Origin of the sequence: Microbacterium sp. HA-8 (genome assembly GCF_046111165.1) — a bacterium.
In the GTDB taxonomy this organism is placed as follows: domain Bacteria; phylum Actinomycetota; class Actinomycetes; order Actinomycetales; family Microbacteriaceae; genus Microbacterium.
On the sequence record NZ_CP162025.1, the window covers coordinates 3,188,817 to 3,205,955 of the forward strand.

General features: G+C 71.9%; 21 protein-coding genes. 13 read left to right on the plus strand and 8 right to left on the minus strand.

Features of this window, described 5'->3' with window-relative positions:
* Positions 1-234: 234 nt before the first annotated feature.
* Positions 235-963 carry a winged helix-turn-helix domain-containing protein gene (locus tag AB2L57_RS15185; RefSeq protein WP_292809532.1) on the plus strand — a complete coding sequence of 243 codons (729 nt, stop codon included), beginning with the start codon at positions 235-237 and terminating at the stop codon, positions 961-963.
* Positions 964-991: 28 nt separating this feature from the next.
* Positions 992-1,939: a DNA-3-methyladenine glycosylase gene (locus tag AB2L57_RS15190; RefSeq protein ID WP_292809530.1), complete on the plus strand. Its 948-nt coding sequence runs from the start codon at positions 992-994 to the stop codon at positions 1,937-1,939.
* Positions 1,940-1,949: 10 nt separating this feature from the next.
* Here AB2L57_RS15190 and AB2L57_RS15195 read toward each other — a convergent pair whose 3' ends face one another.
* Positions 1,950-2,606, minus strand: a complete 657-nt coding sequence (locus AB2L57_RS15195; protein ID WP_292809528.1) for a Type 1 glutamine amidotransferase-like domain-containing protein — start codon at positions 2,604-2,606, stop codon at positions 1,950-1,952.
* A gap of 95 nt (positions 2,607-2,701) precedes the next feature.
* Here AB2L57_RS15195 and AB2L57_RS15200 point away from each other — a divergent pair, with 95 nt between their 5' ends.
* The 4 genes from AB2L57_RS15200 to AB2L57_RS15215 all read left to right on the plus strand — a co-directional run bounded on the left by AB2L57_RS15200 (position 2,702) and on the right by AB2L57_RS15215 (position 4,525).
* Complete coding sequence (locus AB2L57_RS15200; RefSeq protein ID WP_292809526.1) at positions 2,702-2,920, plus strand: hypothetical protein; 219 nt, start codon at positions 2,702-2,704, stop codon at positions 2,918-2,920.
* A 73-nt stretch (positions 2,921-2,993) separates the two neighbouring features.
* Complete coding sequence (locus AB2L57_RS15205) at positions 2,994-3,179, plus strand: DUF1918 domain-containing protein (protein ID WP_292809524.1); 186 nt, start codon at positions 2,994-2,996, stop codon at positions 3,177-3,179.
* Positions 3,180-3,213: 34 nt separating this feature from the next.
* Positions 3,214-4,002, plus strand: a complete 789-nt coding sequence (locus tag AB2L57_RS15210; protein WP_292809522.1) for a siderophore-interacting protein — start codon at positions 3,214-3,216, stop codon at positions 4,000-4,002.
* Between the two features lie 109 nt (positions 4,003-4,111).
* On the plus strand, positions 4,112-4,525 hold the full coding sequence (locus AB2L57_RS15215) for a VOC family protein (protein ID WP_409047477.1): 414 nt from the start codon (positions 4,112-4,114) through the stop codon (positions 4,523-4,525).
* 5 nt (positions 4,526-4,530) lie between these two features.
* Here AB2L57_RS15215 and AB2L57_RS15220 read toward each other — a convergent pair whose 3' ends face one another.
* Both AB2L57_RS15220 and AB2L57_RS15225 read right to left on the minus strand, forming a co-directional pair.
* Positions 4,531-5,481: a PQQ-dependent sugar dehydrogenase gene (locus AB2L57_RS15220; RefSeq protein WP_409047478.1), complete on the minus strand. Its 951-nt coding sequence runs from the start codon at positions 5,479-5,481 to the stop codon at positions 4,531-4,533.
* Between the two features lie 164 nt (positions 5,482-5,645).
* On the minus strand, positions 5,646-6,479 hold the full coding sequence (locus AB2L57_RS15225) for an aldo/keto reductase (RefSeq protein WP_409047479.1): 834 nt from the start codon (positions 6,477-6,479) through the stop codon (positions 5,646-5,648).
* A gap of 81 nt (positions 6,480-6,560) precedes the next feature.
* Here AB2L57_RS15225 and AB2L57_RS15230 point away from each other — a divergent pair, with 81 nt between their 5' ends.
* From AB2L57_RS15230 to AB2L57_RS15240, 3 genes are all read left to right on the plus strand, one after another.
* On the plus strand, positions 6,561-6,914 hold the full coding sequence (locus AB2L57_RS15230; RefSeq protein WP_409048636.1) for a MerR family transcriptional regulator: 354 nt from the start codon (positions 6,561-6,563) through the stop codon (positions 6,912-6,914).
* A 98-nt stretch (positions 6,915-7,012) separates the two neighbouring features.
* Positions 7,013-7,438 carry a YciI family protein gene (locus AB2L57_RS15235; protein WP_409047480.1) on the plus strand — a complete coding sequence of 142 codons (426 nt, stop codon included), beginning with the start codon at positions 7,013-7,015 and terminating at the stop codon, positions 7,436-7,438.
* Positions 7,408-8,679 (plus strand): RNA polymerase sigma factor, encoded by a 1,272-nt coding sequence (locus AB2L57_RS15240; RefSeq protein ID WP_409047481.1) that lies wholly within the window; start codon positions 7,408-7,410, stop codon positions 8,677-8,679. The genes AB2L57_RS15235 and AB2L57_RS15240 overlap by 31 nt, the downstream gene beginning before the upstream one ends.
* Positions 8,680-8,686: 7 nt before the next feature.
* On the opposite strand, the gene AB2L57_RS15245 is transcribed toward AB2L57_RS15240, so the two are convergent.
* Positions 8,687-9,904: an ROK family protein gene (locus tag AB2L57_RS15245; protein ID WP_409047482.1), complete on the minus strand. Its 1,218-nt coding sequence runs from the start codon at positions 9,902-9,904 to the stop codon at positions 8,687-8,689.
* Positions 9,905-9,959: 55 nt separating this feature from the next.
* On the opposite strand from AB2L57_RS15245, the gene AB2L57_RS15250 reads away from it, so the two are divergent.
* Positions 9,960-10,625, plus strand: coding sequence for a glycosyltransferase family 2 protein (locus AB2L57_RS15250; RefSeq protein WP_409047483.1), 666 nt, complete (start codon positions 9,960-9,962; stop codon positions 10,623-10,625).
* A complete protein-coding gene (locus AB2L57_RS15255) occupies positions 10,622-11,251 on the plus strand; it encodes a DUF2064 domain-containing protein (RefSeq protein ID WP_292809508.1) in 630 nt (209 codons plus the stop codon). The genes AB2L57_RS15250 and AB2L57_RS15255 overlap by 4 nt, the downstream gene beginning before the upstream one ends.
* Here AB2L57_RS15255 and AB2L57_RS15260 read toward each other — a convergent pair.
* The 4 genes from AB2L57_RS15260 to AB2L57_RS15275 are packed head-to-tail and all read right to left on the minus strand — an operon-like array spanning position 11,217 to position 14,897.
* Complete coding sequence (locus tag AB2L57_RS15260; protein WP_409047484.1) at positions 11,217-11,690, minus strand: hypothetical protein; 474 nt, start codon at positions 11,688-11,690, stop codon at positions 11,217-11,219. The two genes, AB2L57_RS15255 and AB2L57_RS15260, sit on opposite strands and share 35 nt — an antisense overlap.
* A complete protein-coding gene (locus AB2L57_RS15265; RefSeq protein WP_409047485.1) occupies positions 11,690-12,985 on the minus strand; it encodes a molybdopterin-dependent oxidoreductase in 1,296 nt (431 codons plus the stop codon). Before AB2L57_RS15265 ends, AB2L57_RS15260 begins: the two co-directional genes overlap by 1 nt.
* A gap of 9 nt (positions 12,986-12,994) precedes the next feature.
* The gene (locus tag AB2L57_RS15270; RefSeq protein WP_292809502.1) at positions 12,995-14,164 is read right to left on the minus strand and encodes a sensor histidine kinase KdpD; all 1,170 of its coding nucleotides are present in this window, start codon (positions 14,162-14,164) and stop codon (positions 12,995-12,997) included.
* Positions 14,148-14,897: a response regulator transcription factor gene (locus tag AB2L57_RS15275; protein WP_292809500.1), complete on the minus strand. Its 750-nt coding sequence runs from the start codon at positions 14,895-14,897 to the stop codon at positions 14,148-14,150. Before AB2L57_RS15275 ends, AB2L57_RS15270 begins: the two co-directional genes overlap by 17 nt.
* 133 nt (positions 14,898-15,030) lie before the next feature.
* Between AB2L57_RS15275 and AB2L57_RS15280 the strand changes: the two genes are divergently transcribed.
* Positions 15,031-16,464 carry a hypothetical protein gene (locus AB2L57_RS15280; RefSeq protein ID WP_409047486.1) on the plus strand — a complete coding sequence of 478 codons (1,434 nt, stop codon included), beginning with the start codon at positions 15,031-15,033 and terminating at the stop codon, positions 16,462-16,464.
* Between the two features lie 9 nt (positions 16,465-16,473).
* Positions 16,474-17,136, plus strand: coding sequence for a DUF1992 domain-containing protein (locus AB2L57_RS15285; protein WP_292809496.1), 663 nt, complete (start codon positions 16,474-16,476; stop codon positions 17,134-17,136).
* The last annotated feature ends 3 nt before the right edge of the window (positions 17,137-17,139 follow it).

Below are 17,139 nucleotides of genomic sequence, written 5' to 3' on the forward strand. Positions count from 1 at the left end.
GGAGTGCCGGCACGATGATGGCCGGCCGCGTTGTCATGTGCTGTCGAATGTGCCGCTGACTCGGTGATACCGCCGGGCTCGTCCGCCGCTTCTGAAACCACGGTGAAGAGCCCCCGAGCACAGGATCCGCGCGAGACGCGCGTCGATCCGGATGCTTCGCCCCCGGCCCCGGGCCGGACCATCGCAGCACTTCCGAACCCGCAGGGTTCCCTTCCTTCCGAGGACACCACCACCATGTCGAACACCGCCCTTCTCGAGCGTCCCGCCACTCGCCCCTCGCACCTTCGCGCCGTCGAACCCGTGCAGCCCGCACCCGCAGCGGCCGCACCCGCAGCTCCCGCCGCACGCGCCCTTCCTGCCGGCACCGCACCCCGCGGCTTCGCGCTCTACGTGGGACTCGACGAGGCCAAGGCCGCCGCCGACGGCGTGAGCCTCGGCACGATCGTCGAGGCACTGCGCCGCACCCTCGCCGAGATCGCCCCCTCCGCCGAGACGTACGCCACCGTCGCCCTCGCTCCCACCAACGCGGGAGGCCGCGACGTCGACCTGGTGCGTCTGGCGCTGCACGAGCCCAGCGCGGTCGCCCGCGCCAAGCCGGATGACGAGGACGAGAACCGCGCCCCCGCGGGCGTCGTCGTCGACATCTCGCGCAAGAAGGTGTTCCTCGACGGTGATTCGGCGGCGTTCACCTACAAGGAGTTCGAGCTGCTGCAGTACCTCGTGCTGCGCGAGGGACGCACGATCGAGCGCACCGAGCTCGTCTCGTCGCTCTGGTCGGCATCGACCGACGACGAGGCGCCCGGCGAGCGCACGATCGACGTGCACGTGCGGCGTCTGCGCGCCAAGCTCGGCCGCTACGAAGACATCGTGCGCACCGTGCGCGGGGTCGGCTACCGCTTCGACCGGCACGCGGACGTCTCGATCCGCTACGGCCACGGCACCCCTTCGCCCGACCGGTTCTGACGTCGGCGGGGCGACGTAGGGTGGCCCCATGACGACGAGACGGGATGCTGTGACCACAGCATCCGCTCGCCCCCTCGAGACGGAGTACCGCCCCGCGCACCCTCTCGATCTGCGCCGGGTGGTCGGTGTGCAGAAGCGGGGACGCAACGATCCCGCCTTTGTCGTCGACGGGCCGGTGATCTGGCGGGCCAGTCGCACCCCCCGCGGAGTCGCGACGCTTGCGCTTCGCGCGGCGCCGGGCGGAGTCGTCCGCGGCGCCGCGTGGGGGCCGGGTGCCGAATGGGCGCTCGATCAGCTGCCCGCGCTGTGCGGCGCACAGGACGACACCACGGGGTTCGACGCCGGGCTGCACCCCCTCGTCGCCGACGCGCATCGTCGCTCGCCCGGACTGCGCCTCGGCCGCACCGACATCGTCTTCGACCCCCTCGTCTGCGCGATCATCGAGCAGAAGGTCACGGGGCTGCAGGCCTTCGCGGCGTGGCGACGACTCGTCACCTGGCACGGCGAGCGCGCCCCCGGACCGACACCGGCCCCGATGTACGCGCCGCCGAGCATCGAGGGCTGGCGCGCGATCCCGTCGTGGGACTTCCACCGCGCGGGGCTCGAGCCGCCGCAGGCCCGCACCATCGTCGAGGCCGCCCGCGTGGGACCCTCGCTCGCCCGTGCCGCCGCGGCGACCGGCGCCGATCGTGATGCGGTGCTGACCAGCGTGCGCGGCATCGGCGTGTGGACCGCCGCAGAGGCGCGCATACGCGCTTTCGGCGACCCCGACGCCGTGAGCGTGGGCGACTACCACCTCGCGCATCAGGTCGGCTTCGCCCTGACGGGGCGGCGCACCGACGACGACGGGATGCTGGAGCTGCTCTCGCCGTGGGCGGGCCATCGGCAGCGCGTGATCCGGCTGATCTACGCCAGCGGCGTCGTCGAACCGAGGCGGGGGCCGCGCCTGGCCCCCGAGGACCACCGAGACCGGTGACCCCGCCGACTCAGCCCGGCGAGGACGCGACATCGACCAGCACCGACTCGACGACGGCGGCCGCGTCGTCCTCGACGATGATGGCCTGATCGTCGGTGAGAGGCTCGAGGTGGAACTCGCGCGCGTACTGCGCGCGCACCCGCTCGATCACCTCCCGTCCGAAGAGCGCCCCGTCCGCGTGCGGCAGCGGAACCACCCCGAGAAGGTGCAGCCCCGTCGTCGAGGTCAGATCCGGCGCGCTCGCGCGGTCGTGCATGGGCGTCAGGGGCGAGACGTCGGGGCCCATCACGACCGCCCCGGCGCCCGTTCCGACGTAGACGAGTCCCTCATCGAGCATAGAGGGCAGCATCCACGCGAATCCCGAGGCCCGCATGTGATGCAGCAGCACGAACACATCGCCGTCCGCGACGTAGACCAGGTCGGATTCACGCAGCGCGGCGCTGAGGCGCGAACCGGTCACCTCGGCGATGTCGACATCGTGCACGTCGTATCCGATCGCGGCGAGCGCGCGCCGGTCGGCGTCGACAAGGCCGGAGTCGGCGCGCTCGCGGCCGGCAGTCGGCACGAACGCGACGCGCACGGCACCGGGGTGCTTGCGCACCCTCGTCTCGACGAACTCGGGGAGGGCGCCGAGCCCCCGCGAAAGAAGCAGCAGATGCCTGGACATGCGATCACACTCCACGACTACTCAACTCCACCCGGGGCGGGTGCGGCAAGACCCGCTCCCGGCCCACACGCCCGGCGAGCCCTAGGCTGGGGCGCATGACGGAGCGAACCCCCTGGCCGCGCGGCCGATGGACCTGGCTACTCGGCACGATCGGACTGCTCGCGGCCGGCGTGCTCGTGGGACTGGTCCTGCAGAACTGGCTGCTCGGGCTCACGATCGGGGTCATCGTCTCGCTCGGCTGGCTGCTCGCCTACGAGTCCTGGCGGGGACGCAACGTGGGCGTGAACGACGAGGATCACGGCATCCAGCTGTAGCGGGCGATCCGTCGTGCGGGGCCTACCCTCCGCGGCGTAGGCGACGTATCGTGTGCGGCAGGAGGTGAGCGGCATGCGAGCCAGAGTCGGAGACCGCGTGCTCATCCACGGGCGCACGGTCGGGACGCCGGAACGCACCGGCGAAGTCATCGAGATCCGCGGACGCGACGACGAACCCCTGCTGGTGGTGCGTTATGACGACGGCCACGAGGGGATCCTCGCGCCCGGATCGGACTGCGAGATCGTTGCGGGGCCGTAGGGACGGCGGCGGAATGTAGGTTAGCCTAACTTGCATGACGACGACCGATTCCGCGATCTCCTCCGGCTTCTCCCTCGGACGCGCCCCGCTCGAGCTGCGATTCCGCAGGGCGGTCCTCGTCGCCCGGGAGCGGCTCACCCCGCACTACGTGCGGGTGCGTCTGCAGGGCGAGGATCTGCGCGGTTTCACCTCGCTCGGCAGCGACGACCACATCCGCGTGTTCTTCCCGGACGCCCCGGTCGATTCGATCGAGGAGATGCGGGCGGCACCCAGCCGCGAGTACACGCCGCTGGCGTTCGGCGACGACTGGCTGGAGCTCGAGTTCGTCGTGCACGGCGACTCGGGCGTGGCGGGCGTGTGGGCGGCGAACGCCCCGCTGGGATCGGAGGTCGGCGTCGGCGGGCCTCGTGGATCGATGGTGATCGAGGGCACCCCCGACGCGTGGCTGCTCGCGGGCGACGAGACCGCCATTCCGGCGATCCGCCGATTCGTCGCGCTGATGGAGCCCGACACGCGGGGGCGGATCGTGATCGAGGTGCAGGACGCCGCGCACGAGCTGCCCCTCACCGCCCCCGTGGGTGTGCGGGTGGAGTTCGTGCACCGCGGCGCGGAGCCGGCGGGGTCGGCGCTGACCACCCGGCTCGACGAGATCGGGGCCGGCGAACGCCCCGACGGCGCTGTGTTCGGGTTCGTCGCCGCCGAGCAGTCGATCGTCCGCTCCGGCCGCGCGCTGCTGCTCGAGCGCTGGGGGCTCTCCGCCGAACAGGTCGTCATCAAGGGCTATTGGAAGCGCGACACCGCCGAGTACCACGCCCCGCACTGAGGGCGTCGACGGCGCGCATCGGGGCCCTTGTGCGTGTCGGTGGTCGGGGCCACACTGGGCGTGCCGCACGGCCGGGCGCGGCATCCGTCAACGACAGACAGGAATGCTCATGGCCAGCCTCAACCCGTACATCTCGTTCCGCGACACCGCCCGCCAGGCGATGGAGCACTATCGGGCAGTCTTCGGGGGTGAGCTCTCGATCGACACCTTCGAGTCCTACGACATGGGACAGGACCCGAGCGAGAACCACCTCGTCATGCACGCGCAGCTCGAGACCCCCGACGGTTTTGTGCTGATGGCCGCCGACACCCCGAGCGGCATGCCCTACCGCGAGCCCGCCGGCATGTCGGTGTCGGTCTCGGGCGACGACGAGTCGGCGCTCGAGAAGTACTGGGCGGGCCTCGCCGAGGGAGGCACCGTCGTCATGCCCTTCGACACCCCGCCCTGGGGCGGCCGCTTCGGCATGCTCACCGACCGCTTCGGCATCGACTGGATGCTGGCGCTCAACGCCCCCGAGGACTGAGGCGCTCAGGGACTGACGACCGTGGGGTCGATCGCGACGATGCGGTCGTCCCCCGGCGCAGGCTCCCCGCGCCCGTCGGTGTTGTTCGTGACGATCCAGAGGGCGCCGTCGGGAGCCGCCGCGACGGCGCGAAGCCTCCCGTACTGCCCCGCGAGATACTCGGTCGCCGTCGACGGGTCATCAACCGCGACGGCCCGCAGCACCCGGCCGCGCAGGTTGGCGATGTAGAGGGTGTCGCCCACGACGGCGATACCGGACGGGCTCGCCGCGTCGGTGGGCCACTGCTGCACGGGATCGACGAACCCCGCGGCCGCTCCCCCTGCACCCTCGAACTCGGGCCATCCGTAGTTGGCGCCCGGCTCGATGATGTTGAGCTCGTCGAACGCGTTCTGACCGAACTCGCTCGCGAACAGGCGGCCGTCGTCGGCCCACGCCAGTCCCTGCACGTTGCGGTGCCCGAGGCTGTAGACCGGCGATCCCGCGACCGGGTTGTCGGCGGGGATGCCGCCAGCCGGCGTCACCCGCAGGATCTTGCCCGCGAGGGAGCCGGGATCCTGCGCGGTGGCCGGATCGCCGGCATCCCCCGTCGTGATGTACAGCGCACCGTCGGGCCCGAAGGCGATCCGCCCGCCGTTGTGGTTGCCTGCCCTGGGCAATCCGTCGATCACGATGGTCGGTGAGCCGAGCGCCCAGGCGCCCGCCTCGCCCTCGAGCGGGTAGCGCTGCACGCGGTTGGCGTCGGCCCCCGTGGGGTAGACGTACAGCGCGTCACCCGCGGGGGCGACGGCGAGTCCGAGCAGCCCACCCTCGCCGCCGGTCGCGACGCCGTCGATGACCGCCGCCTCGCGGACCGTGCCCGCCGCCGTCACCTCGAGAACGCGGGCGGAATCGCGCTCGGAGATCAGCACCGAACCGCCCGCGAAGACCACCGACCACGGTGCGGAAAGTCCCGTCACGACATCGGTGGGCGCCTGCGGTAGCGGCGCAGCGGTCGACGCCGCAGGCGAGGGCGCCGGCGCGACCGCGGACGGCGTCGACGGCGCGGCTGCAGGCGCGGAACACCCCACCAGCACCAGGAGTCCCAGCGCGAGTGCGCCACCACGACACCCGCGGCCGCTGATCAGAACTCCTCGTGCGTGTCGGGGTCGCCGTTCCACAGGCGTCCTCGCTCGAGGGCTGCGATCGCGGCGACCTCGTCGGCGTCGAGGGCGAACCCGAAGACGTCGGCGTTCTCGCGCTGACGATCGGCGTCGCCCGACTTGGGGATCGCGGTGCTGCCCAACTCGACGTGCCAGCGCAGCACGATCTGCGTCGGGGTGACCCCGTGCACCGCCGCGAGGTCTCGCAGCAGGGGCTCGGTGAGCAGTTCGCTGCGCCGGGCCAGCGGGCTCCAGCTCTCGGTGCGGATGCCGTGCTCGGCGTGGAACGCCCGCAGCGCCGCCTGCGGGAAGTAGGGGTGCAGCTCCACCTGATTGACGGCCGGTACGACGCCCGTCTCGTCGATGAGGCGCTCGAGCATCGGCACGGTGAAGTTCGAGACGCCGACGGATCGGACGAGCCCCCGCTCGCGCAGATCCAGCATGCCGCGATAGGTGTCGACGTACTTGTCGACCGCCGGGTTCGGCCAGTGGATCAGATACAGATCGATGCGATCGAGCCCCAGTCGCTCGATCGACTCCTCGGCGCTCGCCGTCACCTCGTCGCGCCCATGGTGCCGGCCCGGCACCTTCGTCGTGACGACGAGGTCGTCGCGGGCGACGCCCGATCGGCGCACCGCCTCACCCACCTCGACCTCGTTCTCGTAGTTGACCGCCGAGTCGAGCACGCGGTAGCCGGCGTCGATCGCCGAGACGATCGCCGCGACGCCATCCCCGCCCTGCAGCTGATAGGTGCCAAAGCCGAGCTCGGCGAAGGGGTGTCCGTCGTTGAGGGTGATGCCGGGGATCGTGACCATGGATCCATCCTCCCCCGCGAACGCCGACGCGGGTGCTCGGATTCACTCGCCTGAAACAAAACACGGCACAATGACGACATGATGCACATCGGCGAGCTCGCGGACCGCGCCGGCATGTCCCTCCGCACGATCCGGCACTACGACGACGTCGGGCTGCTCAAGCCCTCGGGTCGCACCGAGGGGGGATTCCGTCTCTACACCGAGGACGACCTCGTCCGCCTGCTCCTCATCCGCCGGATGAAGCCGCTCGGCTACACGCTGGAGCAGATGGGCGAGCTGCTCGGGGTGATCGCGGCGCTCGCCGCAGACCCCGACGACGCCGACCAGCGCGCGGCCTTCGAGCGCATCGCGGCCGAGGCGACCGAGCGCCGCGATCGTCTGCGTCTGCACCTCGAGTACGCCGACGAGTTCCTCGAGATCCTGCGCGAGCACTGACGCGAAGGATCTTCTCGGCACGATGTCGATTTCCGGGCTCTCCGTTCGACGTGGTAGGAGAGGGCGGAGAGACCGACCCGACGAACGGAGAGCGAATCATGGCGAAATTCATGCTGATCATGCGCAACAGCGGTTCCGAGCAGGATTATGCAGACATGGACTTCGAAGCGGTCATCAATGCGATGGGTGCCTACAACGAGTCCATGATCAAGGCGGGGGTCATGGTCGGCGGTGATGGGCTGACCGATGCCGCGCAGGGCGCCGTCGTGGAGTTCACGGGTGAGGCGCCGATCGTCACGGACGGACCCTACGGCGAGACGCACGAGCTCTTCAACGGCTTCTGGACGATTCAGGTCGCGACGCAGGCAGAGGCGATCGAATGGGCCAAACGCGCCCCGCTCGGCCCCGGCAACAAGATCGAGGTGCGTCGCACGACCGACGAGAGCGACTTCGAGGAGTACTCGGACAACGAGTACATCCAGAAGGAGAAGGAGTGGCGGGCAGCGGAGGCCGCGACCGAGTGAACGCGGATCCGCGACGCACCCTCGATGCGCTCTGGCGGATCGAGGGTGCACGCGTCGTGGCGACGTTGGCGAAGCTCACCGGCGACATCGCGCTGGCCGAGGACCTGGCCCAGAGTGCCGTCGTCGAAGCTCTGCAGTCGTGGACCGAGAAGGGTGTTCCCCGCAACGCCGGGGCGTGGCTCACTGCGGTCGCCAAACGACGCGCGATCGACGAATGGCGACGGCGAGCCCGTCTGGACGAGCGCCACCGCGCGATCGCTCACGACCTGGCCGCAGCTTCCGAGGAGGCTTGGGAGCCGATCGATGACGATGTCCTGCGACTGGTGTTCACGGCATGTCATCCGGTGCTCTCACGCGAGTCGCAGGTCGCGCTGACGCTGCGCGTCGTGGGCGGCCTCACCACCGAGGAGATCGCGCGGATGCTGCTCGTGCCGGTCTCGACGGTGCAGGCGCGGATCACGCGGGCGAAGAAGACCCTGTCGGCGGCGCAGGTGCCGTTCAGGACACCGGAGCCCGCGGAGTGGAGCGCGCGCCTGGCCGCAGTGCTCGGTGTGGTGTATCTGATCTTCACCGAGGGTTATGCGGCGACCAGCGGCCAGCGATGGATTCGGCACGAGCTCGCCGATGAAGCCCTGCGGCTGGGAAGGATGGTCGCGGTTCTCATGCCCCGGGAACCTGAGGCGCACGCGCTCGTGGCGCTGATGGAGCTGCAGGCCTCGCGTTTCGCGGCGCGGACGGCGCGGGATGGATCGCCGATCCTGCTCGCCGACCAGGACCGCACTCGGTGGGATCACGGCCAGATCCAACGCGGCGTGGCGGCGCTCGAGAGGGCCGATATCACCGCCCGCAGCCGCGGGTCGGCGCGCGGTCCTTACGCTCTGCAAGCGGCTATCGCGCATTGCCACGCGCGCGCCGGCAGTGTGCAGGAGACAGACTGGGAGGGCATCGTGGTGCTGTACGAGGCCCTGGGAAGAATCGATCCGAGTCCCGTCGTCGAACTCAATCGCGTCGTCGCCGTGTCGATGGCGACCGGCCCGGCGGACGCGCTGCCCATGGTGGACGCTCTCGCGGCGCGGGGGATGCTCCCGCACTCTCATCTGCTGCCGAGCGTCCGGGGCGAACTGCTCGCCCGGCTCGGCCGCCGCGACGAAGCCCGCCTCGAGCTGCTCGCCGCAGCAGCGTTGACCGCGAACGTCCGGGAGGCGGACGTGCTGCGCGCGAAGGCCGCCGCCCTGCCCTGATGCAGGCTCAGCCGGCCGCCGCGCGACGCAGCGAGAGATCCAGCGCCCCGGCTCGGGCGAGATCGACGGCGCCGGCCACCGCGCCCCGCGCGACGATGTCGGCGCCCAGGCTCGAGGCCGCCAGGCGCGGCGCCGGCAGATCGAGGTCTGCCGCCAACCGATGCCGCGCCGCCTCGAGCACACCGCCGATGCCCGCCGAGATCGCGCCCGAGACGACGATCAGCTCGGGGTCGAACAGGCTGCCGAACACACCGGCCACCCGCGCGAGCATGGCGCCCACCCGCTCGACGATCGCCGACGCGTCGGGATCGCCGGCGGCGGCGAGCTCGAGCACCATCCGGCCGTCGATGTGCTCGACCCCCGCGACGGCGAGGGGATGCTGCGCCCCGATCGCCCCCGAGGCGACACCCTCGCGCGCCCACTGTGCGGCGCGATAGCCGAGCCCCCATGCACCGTCGACGCCGCGCACGTGGTCGAAGGCCACCATCTCGGCGATGCCGCCGTGCGCGCCACGCAGGAGCCGGCCATCGGCCACCACTCCCGCGCCCAGACGCTCGCCCGCCAGGAGGGTGACGTAGTTCGCCACTCCCCGCGCGATGCCGACGGATCCCTCGGCCACGGCCGCGAGCGAGGCGTCGTTCTCCACGCGCACGAGCGGCGCCCAGGCTGCGAACATCTCGCCGAGGTCGGGGTTCGTGAGACGCCAGAATCCTTCGCGGTGCGGCGGCGACACGCCCTCGGCGTCGACCGGGGCCGGCACGCCGACGCACAGCGCGAGCACGTCCTGTCGCCTCCGGCCGGCTGCTGCGAGCGCCGCATCGACGGCCGACGCGACGTCCGCGCGACGACCGTCCGCCGAGAGATGCTGCTCGTCGCGCACGATGTGCTCGCGCGAGAGCGACTCGCCGCGCAGGTCGGCGACCGTCGCCGTGATGTGCACACGCCCCGCGTCGAGGCCGACGACGACGGCGCCATCGGCGCGCAGTTCGAACCGGCGGGCGGGGCGCCCTTTGCTGTAGTCGCCGACCGCCCGAGCGTTCGGGAGCTCGCGCAGCAGTCCGCGCCCCACGAGGTCGTCGAGGGCGTCGATCGTCGTGGAGCGCGTCAGCCCCACGGCGGGCATGGCGTCACCGGCGGTGAAGACGCCCGTCCCCCACGCGTAGTCCAGCACCGCATCGAGGCTCGCTCGACGGGGCACGACACGGGCGGAGGGGATCTCGGGCACGGCTCTTGACCTTTCGGGCTCTTCCCTGCATTATGGTCCACACGAACTTGATTTGATGTCTAAATCTAATCCGCGTACAAAGCTGTACGGTCGCCGTTCCGGATATCGGGCGATCGTGGTCGACAACGGCTCCACCGACGGCTCGGCCGACATCGCGCGCGGATACGACGCCCTCGTCGTGCACGAGGCCCAGCGCGGGTTCGGGGCGGCGGTGCACCGCGGGCTGCTCACGGCGACAGCACCCGTGGTTGCGTTCTGCGACGCGGACGCCTCGATGGATCCGGGTGATCTGCCGCTCGTAGCAGGCCCCGTGCTCGCCGGCGAACACGATCTCGTGCTGGGCAGGCGGCGCACGACGAGCCGCGGCGCATGGCCCGCGCACGCCCGGTTCGCCAACTGGGCACTCGCGCGCCTCATGCGCCGCGCGACAGGGCTCCCCCTGCACGACCTCGGCCCCATGCGCGCCGCCGGGCGCAAGCCGCTGCTCGCCCTCGGGTTGCGCGACCGGCGCAGCGGCTACCCGCTCGAGATGGTGCTCGCCGCCCGCCGCGAGGGCTGGTCGATCCTCGAGGTCGACACACCCTATTCCGCGCGCGTCGGGCAATCGAAGGTGACCGGCACGATCAAGGGCACGATCACGGCGATCCGTGACATGTCCCAGCTGCTGGCCGAACACAAGAAGGACGCCGCACGCGGCCGGACCGAGAGGGTGCGCCCATGACGACGCTGATCGTGATCGCGAAGGAGCCGCTTCCCGGCCGCGCGAAGACCCGCCTGCATCCCCCGCTCTCGCTCGAGCAGGCCGCCGAGCTCGCGGCCGCCGCGATCGATGACACCCTCGAGGCCATGGCGTCGGTGCCGGCCTCGCGACGCGTGCTGCTCTACGCGGGCGAGCGGGTGCCGGCATCCGCCGTCGGCTACGACGTCATCGCGCAGTCCGAGGGCGGCCTCGACGAGCGCCTCGCGGCGGGTTTCGACGCCTGCGCGGGGCCGACGCTGCTGATCGGCATGGATACCCCGCAGGTGCGCGCCCGCGATCTCGCGCCGGCCTTCGGCGCCTGGCCCGACGACATCGATGCCTGGTTCGGTCCGGCCCTCGACGGCGGGTTCTGGGCTCTGGGCATGCGCGAACCCCGCGGCGATCTGATCCGGGGTGTGACGATGTCGCATCCCCAGACCGGCGCCCGTCAGCGGCGGCGCCTGACCGATGCGGGCCTGCGGGTCGGCACGCTGGCGACACTGCGCGATGTCGACACCATCGCCGACGCCGACGCCGTGGCCGCCCTCGCACCGCAGACGGCGACGGCGCGCCTCATCCGCTCGTTCCGGTCCGCCGCGGTCGCCTGACGCGCCACGCCCACACGGCGATCGCCGCCGCGGTGACCGCCGCGAGCACCGCGACGAAGACGCCGTGATTCAGGGCGTAGTCCAGCGGCAGCACCGAGGGGTTCGCGGTGCCCGCCGCCTTCTTCAGGATCTGCGGCACGACGACGGCCGACATGATGAGCGCGACGACGAGCGCGCCCTGCGCGATGAGGAACGGCACGAACGGCATCCGATGGCCGGCGCGCCGCGCGAGCACGCTGACCACCACGACCGCCATCGCCGCGACGCCGTCGTGCACGACGAGCGCGCCGATCAGCCACGCGGCCACCGCGGGATATCGCTCGGGCGGGACGTCCTGCACGAACACCAGGGCGCCACCGGCGAGCAGCACGACACCCGAGGCGATGAGCGCGACACGCCAGATCTGCATCGCGTCGGCGCGCTGCGTCACTGTGGGCATCACATCACCTCCAGCCGGCTCAGCCACTTGGTCTGCAGCACGCCGGGGCGGGCCGGGGCGATGATCCTCGCGGGGAAGCCGTGGTCGATGTCGAGCACCTCGCCCTCGAGCCGCAGGGCGACGAGGGTCAGATCGTCGCGGACGAACTCCCGCGTCATCTGCGACGTGCCGAACCTGCTGTTGGTCTGCAGGCTCACCACGCGAACGGCGGCGGATGCCGGGGCCCCCACCTCGTCCATCAGGTCGCGCAGCCGCGGACCCGACCAGTTCGCCATCTGGCTCCAGCCCTCCACGCACGCGATCGGCAGGCGCACGTCGTGCTGAGGCAGCGCGGTCAGCGCGGCGTAGTCGAAGGCGCGGGTCGTCGCACCGTTGGCGACCGTGAGCGTCCAGTCCTCCGCCGTGGCGAGCTCGACGACGTCGGCGGCGCGGGCCGTGCGGTTGACCGGCAGCCCCTGGGGGCCGACTCCCGCCTTGCGCGGCGCGAAGACGTTGATCGGATCGAGCACGCGAAAGGACTGTCCCGCGGTGAGCAGGACGACGGCCCCCGTCGCGGTCGCCGTCGTGGCGAAGAACGCGCGGCGGCTCAGCCGGGCACGCGGGTCGGGCGGCTCGGGAGCCGGGGCGCGATCGATCCACGCGAACAGGCGACCGGTGACCCCGGCATCCGCCCTCTCGCCGGTGCGCCGGCGCAGCTCGTCGGGCACGTCGAGCACGGCGTCGGGATCGGTCGGGGCGTCCCGCTCGGCATCCGCCGCGCTCCTCTTGCTCCAGTTGCGGGCGATGACGGGGAGCTTGACCCCGATGTGGATCGCGAGCGAGCCGATCACGACGAGCGAGAGGGCGAAGTGCACGGTGCGGAAGGAGAAGCCGAAAAGTGCGTAGAGCTGGTACGTGTTGAGCAGCCCGATCGCGACCTGCACGAGGGAGGCCGCGACGAACAGCGCGATCGATGCCCGCTCGAGCAGATGCGCGACAGTTCGCACGGGCGGCGACTGGAAGAGCTGGGGGAACACCGCGTAGAGCTTGGCCAGAAGCAGCGGCAGGCAGGCGATGCCCGCGGTGATGTGCAGCCCCTGGGTCACCTGATAGAGCCAGAGCGGGCGGGTCGGGAACACCATCCACGGCAGCGGATCCTGAAGGAAGTGACTGTAGAGGCCCGTCGCGAAACAGATCAGGAAGGCGGCCCCGAGCAGGCGCCCGATCACGACGGCCGTGCGGGCGTTGCGGGAGGGTGCGCGCAACGCGTGGCGGGTCTGATGCAGCAGGCGCTGGAGGCGGGGGGCGATGTTCATGGCGTCGTATCAGGCCGATGCCGCGACGTGCCGCGGCAGCCGCACGTCGAACCGGCAGCCGCCGGGGATGTTCTGCACCGACACCAGGCCCGCGTGGGCGTGCACGATGCCCTGCACGATCGCGAGCCCCAGACCCGCCCCCGCGGAGTCGATCGGGCCCGTGCCGCCTTCGCGAACCGGCGCGGGTGTGCGCGAGGGAGTGCCGCGCCACCCGGCCTGGAAGATGCGCGACAGGTCTCCCTCGGGGATTCCACCCCCGGCATCCTGCACGCTCAGCACCACCTCGTCGCCGGTGCGCTCCACGCGCACCGAGATCTCGCCGCCCGCGGGCGTGTGCTGGATGGCGTTCGTGACGAGGTTGCCGACCACGCGGGCGAGTTCGCGGGGATCGCCCGTGACCATGACGTCGCGCGCACCGGCCTCGCGCAGCACCACGCCCCGTGCGCGGGCGAGGTCGGCCAGGCCCGCCACGGCGTCGCTCACGAGGTCGTAGAGCGAGAACTGCTCCATGCTCAAGGCGAGGGTGCCGGAGTGGATCTTCGACAGCTCGAACAGGTCGTCGACCATCGCCGAGAGCCGGTCGACCTGGGCGCGCATCTGCCGGTGGAAGCGCTGGGGGTCATCGGCCATCCCGTCCTCCAGTGCCTCCGCCATCGCGCGCAGGCCCGCCAGCGGTGTGCGCAGGTCGTGCGAGATCCAGGCCACGAGTTCGCGGCGCGACGAATCGAGCGCCTCGACCTCTTCGCGAGCCTCGGCCAGCCGCCTGCTCGTGTCGGCGAGGTCGGCGGCCAGCGCCGCGAACTCGGTGCTCTCGCGCTTGGTCGCTGTCGTCTCGACGCGGGCACCGTCCCCGAGGGCACGCGTCAGCTCGCGAAGGCGGCGGCTGTCGCGGGCGAAGGCGCGACCGAGCACGAGGGCCACCCCGAGCGCCATGACGGCCGCCACCCCCGTGATCCAGAAGGCGACGGTCAGGTCGTGCGGCGAGATGTACATCGCCTGGGCGACGGCGATCAGGCCCGCCACGACCGCGACGACGGGGGCCGCCACGACGACGCAGAGCTGCACGAGCATCGACCGTCGGCGGGTCAGGCGCAGCACGAGAAGGCCGAGCGCGCCGACGATCGCCGCACACACCAGCGCGGTGGCGACGACCGCCACCAGGTCAGGAAACGGCAGCACGGGTGTGGCCCCCTCCGAGGTCGAGGCGGTAGCCGACGCCCCACACCGTGACGAGGTAGATCGGGTCGGTGGGGTCGGCCTCGATCTTCTCGCGCACCCGGCGCACCGTCACGGTGACGGTCGAGAGGTCGCCGAACTCCCAGTGCCAGACGGACTTGAGCAGCTGTTCGCGGCTGAACGCCTGCTGCGGGTGGGTGAGCAGAAAAGCGAAGAGGTCGAACTCGCGCACCGACAGGGCCAGCGGTGCGCCGTCGCTGGTGACGGTGCGGGCGGTCGTGTCGAGCACGAACGGGCCGAGGGTCACGGGGCCCGTGGCCGACGCCTCGACGGGGCTGCGCCGCAGGATCGACTGCACCCTCAGGGTCAGCTCGCGCGGCGAGAACGGCTTGGTCAGATAGTCGTCGGCGCCCGCCTCGAGCCCCGTGATGCGGTCGTCGGTGGCGCCGAGCGCCGTGAGCATGAGGATCGGCACGCGTGAGCTCTCCCGTACACGGCGGCACACGTCGATGCCGTCCATGCCCGGCAGCATCCGGTCGAGCACGATCAGATCCGGCGGATCGGCGGCGATGGCGGCCAGGGCGCCGGGGCCGTCGACGGCCTCGCTGACGATGAGACCCGCCGAGCGCAGGTAGCTCGTCGCGACCTCGAGCACCGTCGGGTCGTCCTCGACGACGAGCACGCGCCGATCGACGACCTCGCGGGCGGGCGAGGCGTTCGGCTGCGGCGACGTCATGTCGACAGGTTAGGTCGCCCCGCCGTCTCGCGGTATGACGAGGGGGATGCCGGCGGCCACTGTCCGCGATTCGTAAGGTCGCCCAGAGCGCAAGGGGGTTCGCCGGACCGCGGGTGTTTCGTAGGGTCGGAGGATGCCCGACGCCACCCCCGCGCACGAGCCCGCATCCGCCGCCGCGCGCGCGCACGAGCCCGCGGTCCCACGCGTCCCGCGCGTTCCCGGGCAGGAGGCCCCAACCGGCCACGCACCGGGGCGCGTCGCGGCCTGGGTGGGCCTGGCGGTCGCCCTCGTGCTGATCGCCGCCGCCATGATCATCCCGGCCGCGACCGGATGGAACGTTCGGGTGCGCTGGTTTCCGCCGCTGCACGCCGAGTGGATGCCGCGACTCGGGCCCGGAACGATCGCCGCCGTGGTGCTGGGCGGGCTCGCCGTCGCGTACGCCGCCCGGATCGCAGGCCGAGCCCGTTACGGGTGGCTGCTGCTCTGGGTGTATCTCGCGGCGTCCGCGTGGCTGCTCTCGCTCGCGCTCGTCGACGGGCTCGATGGCATCGGGGTGATCCTCGACACGCAGTACGAGTACATGAACACGGCGCGGGCCGTGACCGACTTCGGCGCGACGCTGCAGGAGTACATCTCGCGCATCCCGCTCGACTCGGTCGACAACTGGCCGGTCCACATCGCCGGGCACCCACCGGGGGCGCTGCTGTTCTTCTACGTGCTCGTGCAGGTCGGCCTCGACACGGGGCTCGCCGCCGGGTTCGCCGTGCTGTTCGTCGCCGCCACGACTCCGGTCGCGGTGCTGCTGACGCTGCGCCGGCTGGGCGCGGAGGACTCGGCCCGGCTCGCGGCGCCGTTCCTCGTCTTCGGGCCCGCCGCGATCTGGATGGCGGTGTCGGGCGACGGCATGTTCGCCGCGGTCGCCGCGTGGGGCATCTGTGCTCTCGCGTACTCGGCCACCGCGGTCTCGCGAGGCGCGATGATCGCCTGGAGCGCAGCATCCGGCCTGATTCTCGGGTACTGCGTGATGCTCTCGTATGGACTGCCGCTGCTGGGTGTGCTCGCGGTGACGGTGCTGGTGATCGGGCGCACGTGGAAGCCGTTGCCGGGTGCGATCGTCGCGGCGCTCGCGGTCGTGCTCGCGTTCGCCGTCGCGGGTTTCGCGTGGTGGGAGGCCTACCCCGTGCTCGTCGAGCGCTATTGGGCGGGGATCGCGACCAGACGCCCGATCGAGTACTGGATCTGGGGCAACTTCGCCGCCCTCGCCTTCAGCGCGGGGCCCCTCGTGGGTGCCGCGGTCGCCGTCGCGATCGCTCGCGTGCGAGGCTTTCGCACGCTGACGCCGGCGCTCGCGACGACCGTGCTGCTGGCGTTGGCGGGCTTGGCGATGGTCGTGCTGGCCGATCTCTCGGGCATGAGCAAGGCCGAGGTCGAGCGCATCTGGCTGCCCTTCGTGCCGTGGATGCTGGTGGGCACCGCCCTGCTGCCGCCGGCGTGGCGCCGTCCCGGGCTCGTGCTGCAGGTCGTTTTCGCGATCGTCGTGCAGCATCTGCTCTTCACCGGCTGGTAGGACGCAGGGGTGAGTTCGGCGCAGGATCCGCGGGAGGCGGCGGCACGATACCGGCTCGAGCGCGCGGCCGCGGACGAGGCCCGCGCGCGTGGCGAGGAGCCGCCCGGGGCGGTTGGCGGGGGCGCCGCGGCTGGCGGGGACGCCGCGGAGCCGCGCGGCATGTCGCAGGCCGAGCGCGCGGCGTTCATCGAGCAGTCCATCCAGCAGGCGATCCGCCGCGGCGATTTCGACGACCTGCCGGGGGCGGGAAAGCCGCTCGTCGGGCTGGGCGCGTCGCATGATCCCGATTGGTGGATCAAGCGCAAGATCGAGTCCGAGCAGCTGCGCGGGCTGGGGCCGCCCGCGCTCACGCTGCGGGTGGAGAACCGGCAGCTCGATGCCCGCCTCGACGAGCTCGCGCGCGAGGCCGACGTGCGCGAGGTGCTCGAGGACTTCAACCGCCGCGTCGTCGAGGCGCGCCGGCAGTTGCTGGGCGGACCTCCCGTCGTGACGCCGACGCGAGAGGTGGATGCCGAGGTCGACGCGTGGCGAGAGCGCCGGACCGCGCGCGAGGCCGCGGAGGTGGAGGCGCGGGCCGCGGCTCGGGCGGCGTCGGCGGCTTCGGCGCGTTCGGCGCGCGATCGCCTTCGGTGGTGGCCGCGGCGGGGACGTCGACGGGCGGACGGGCGCTGAGCG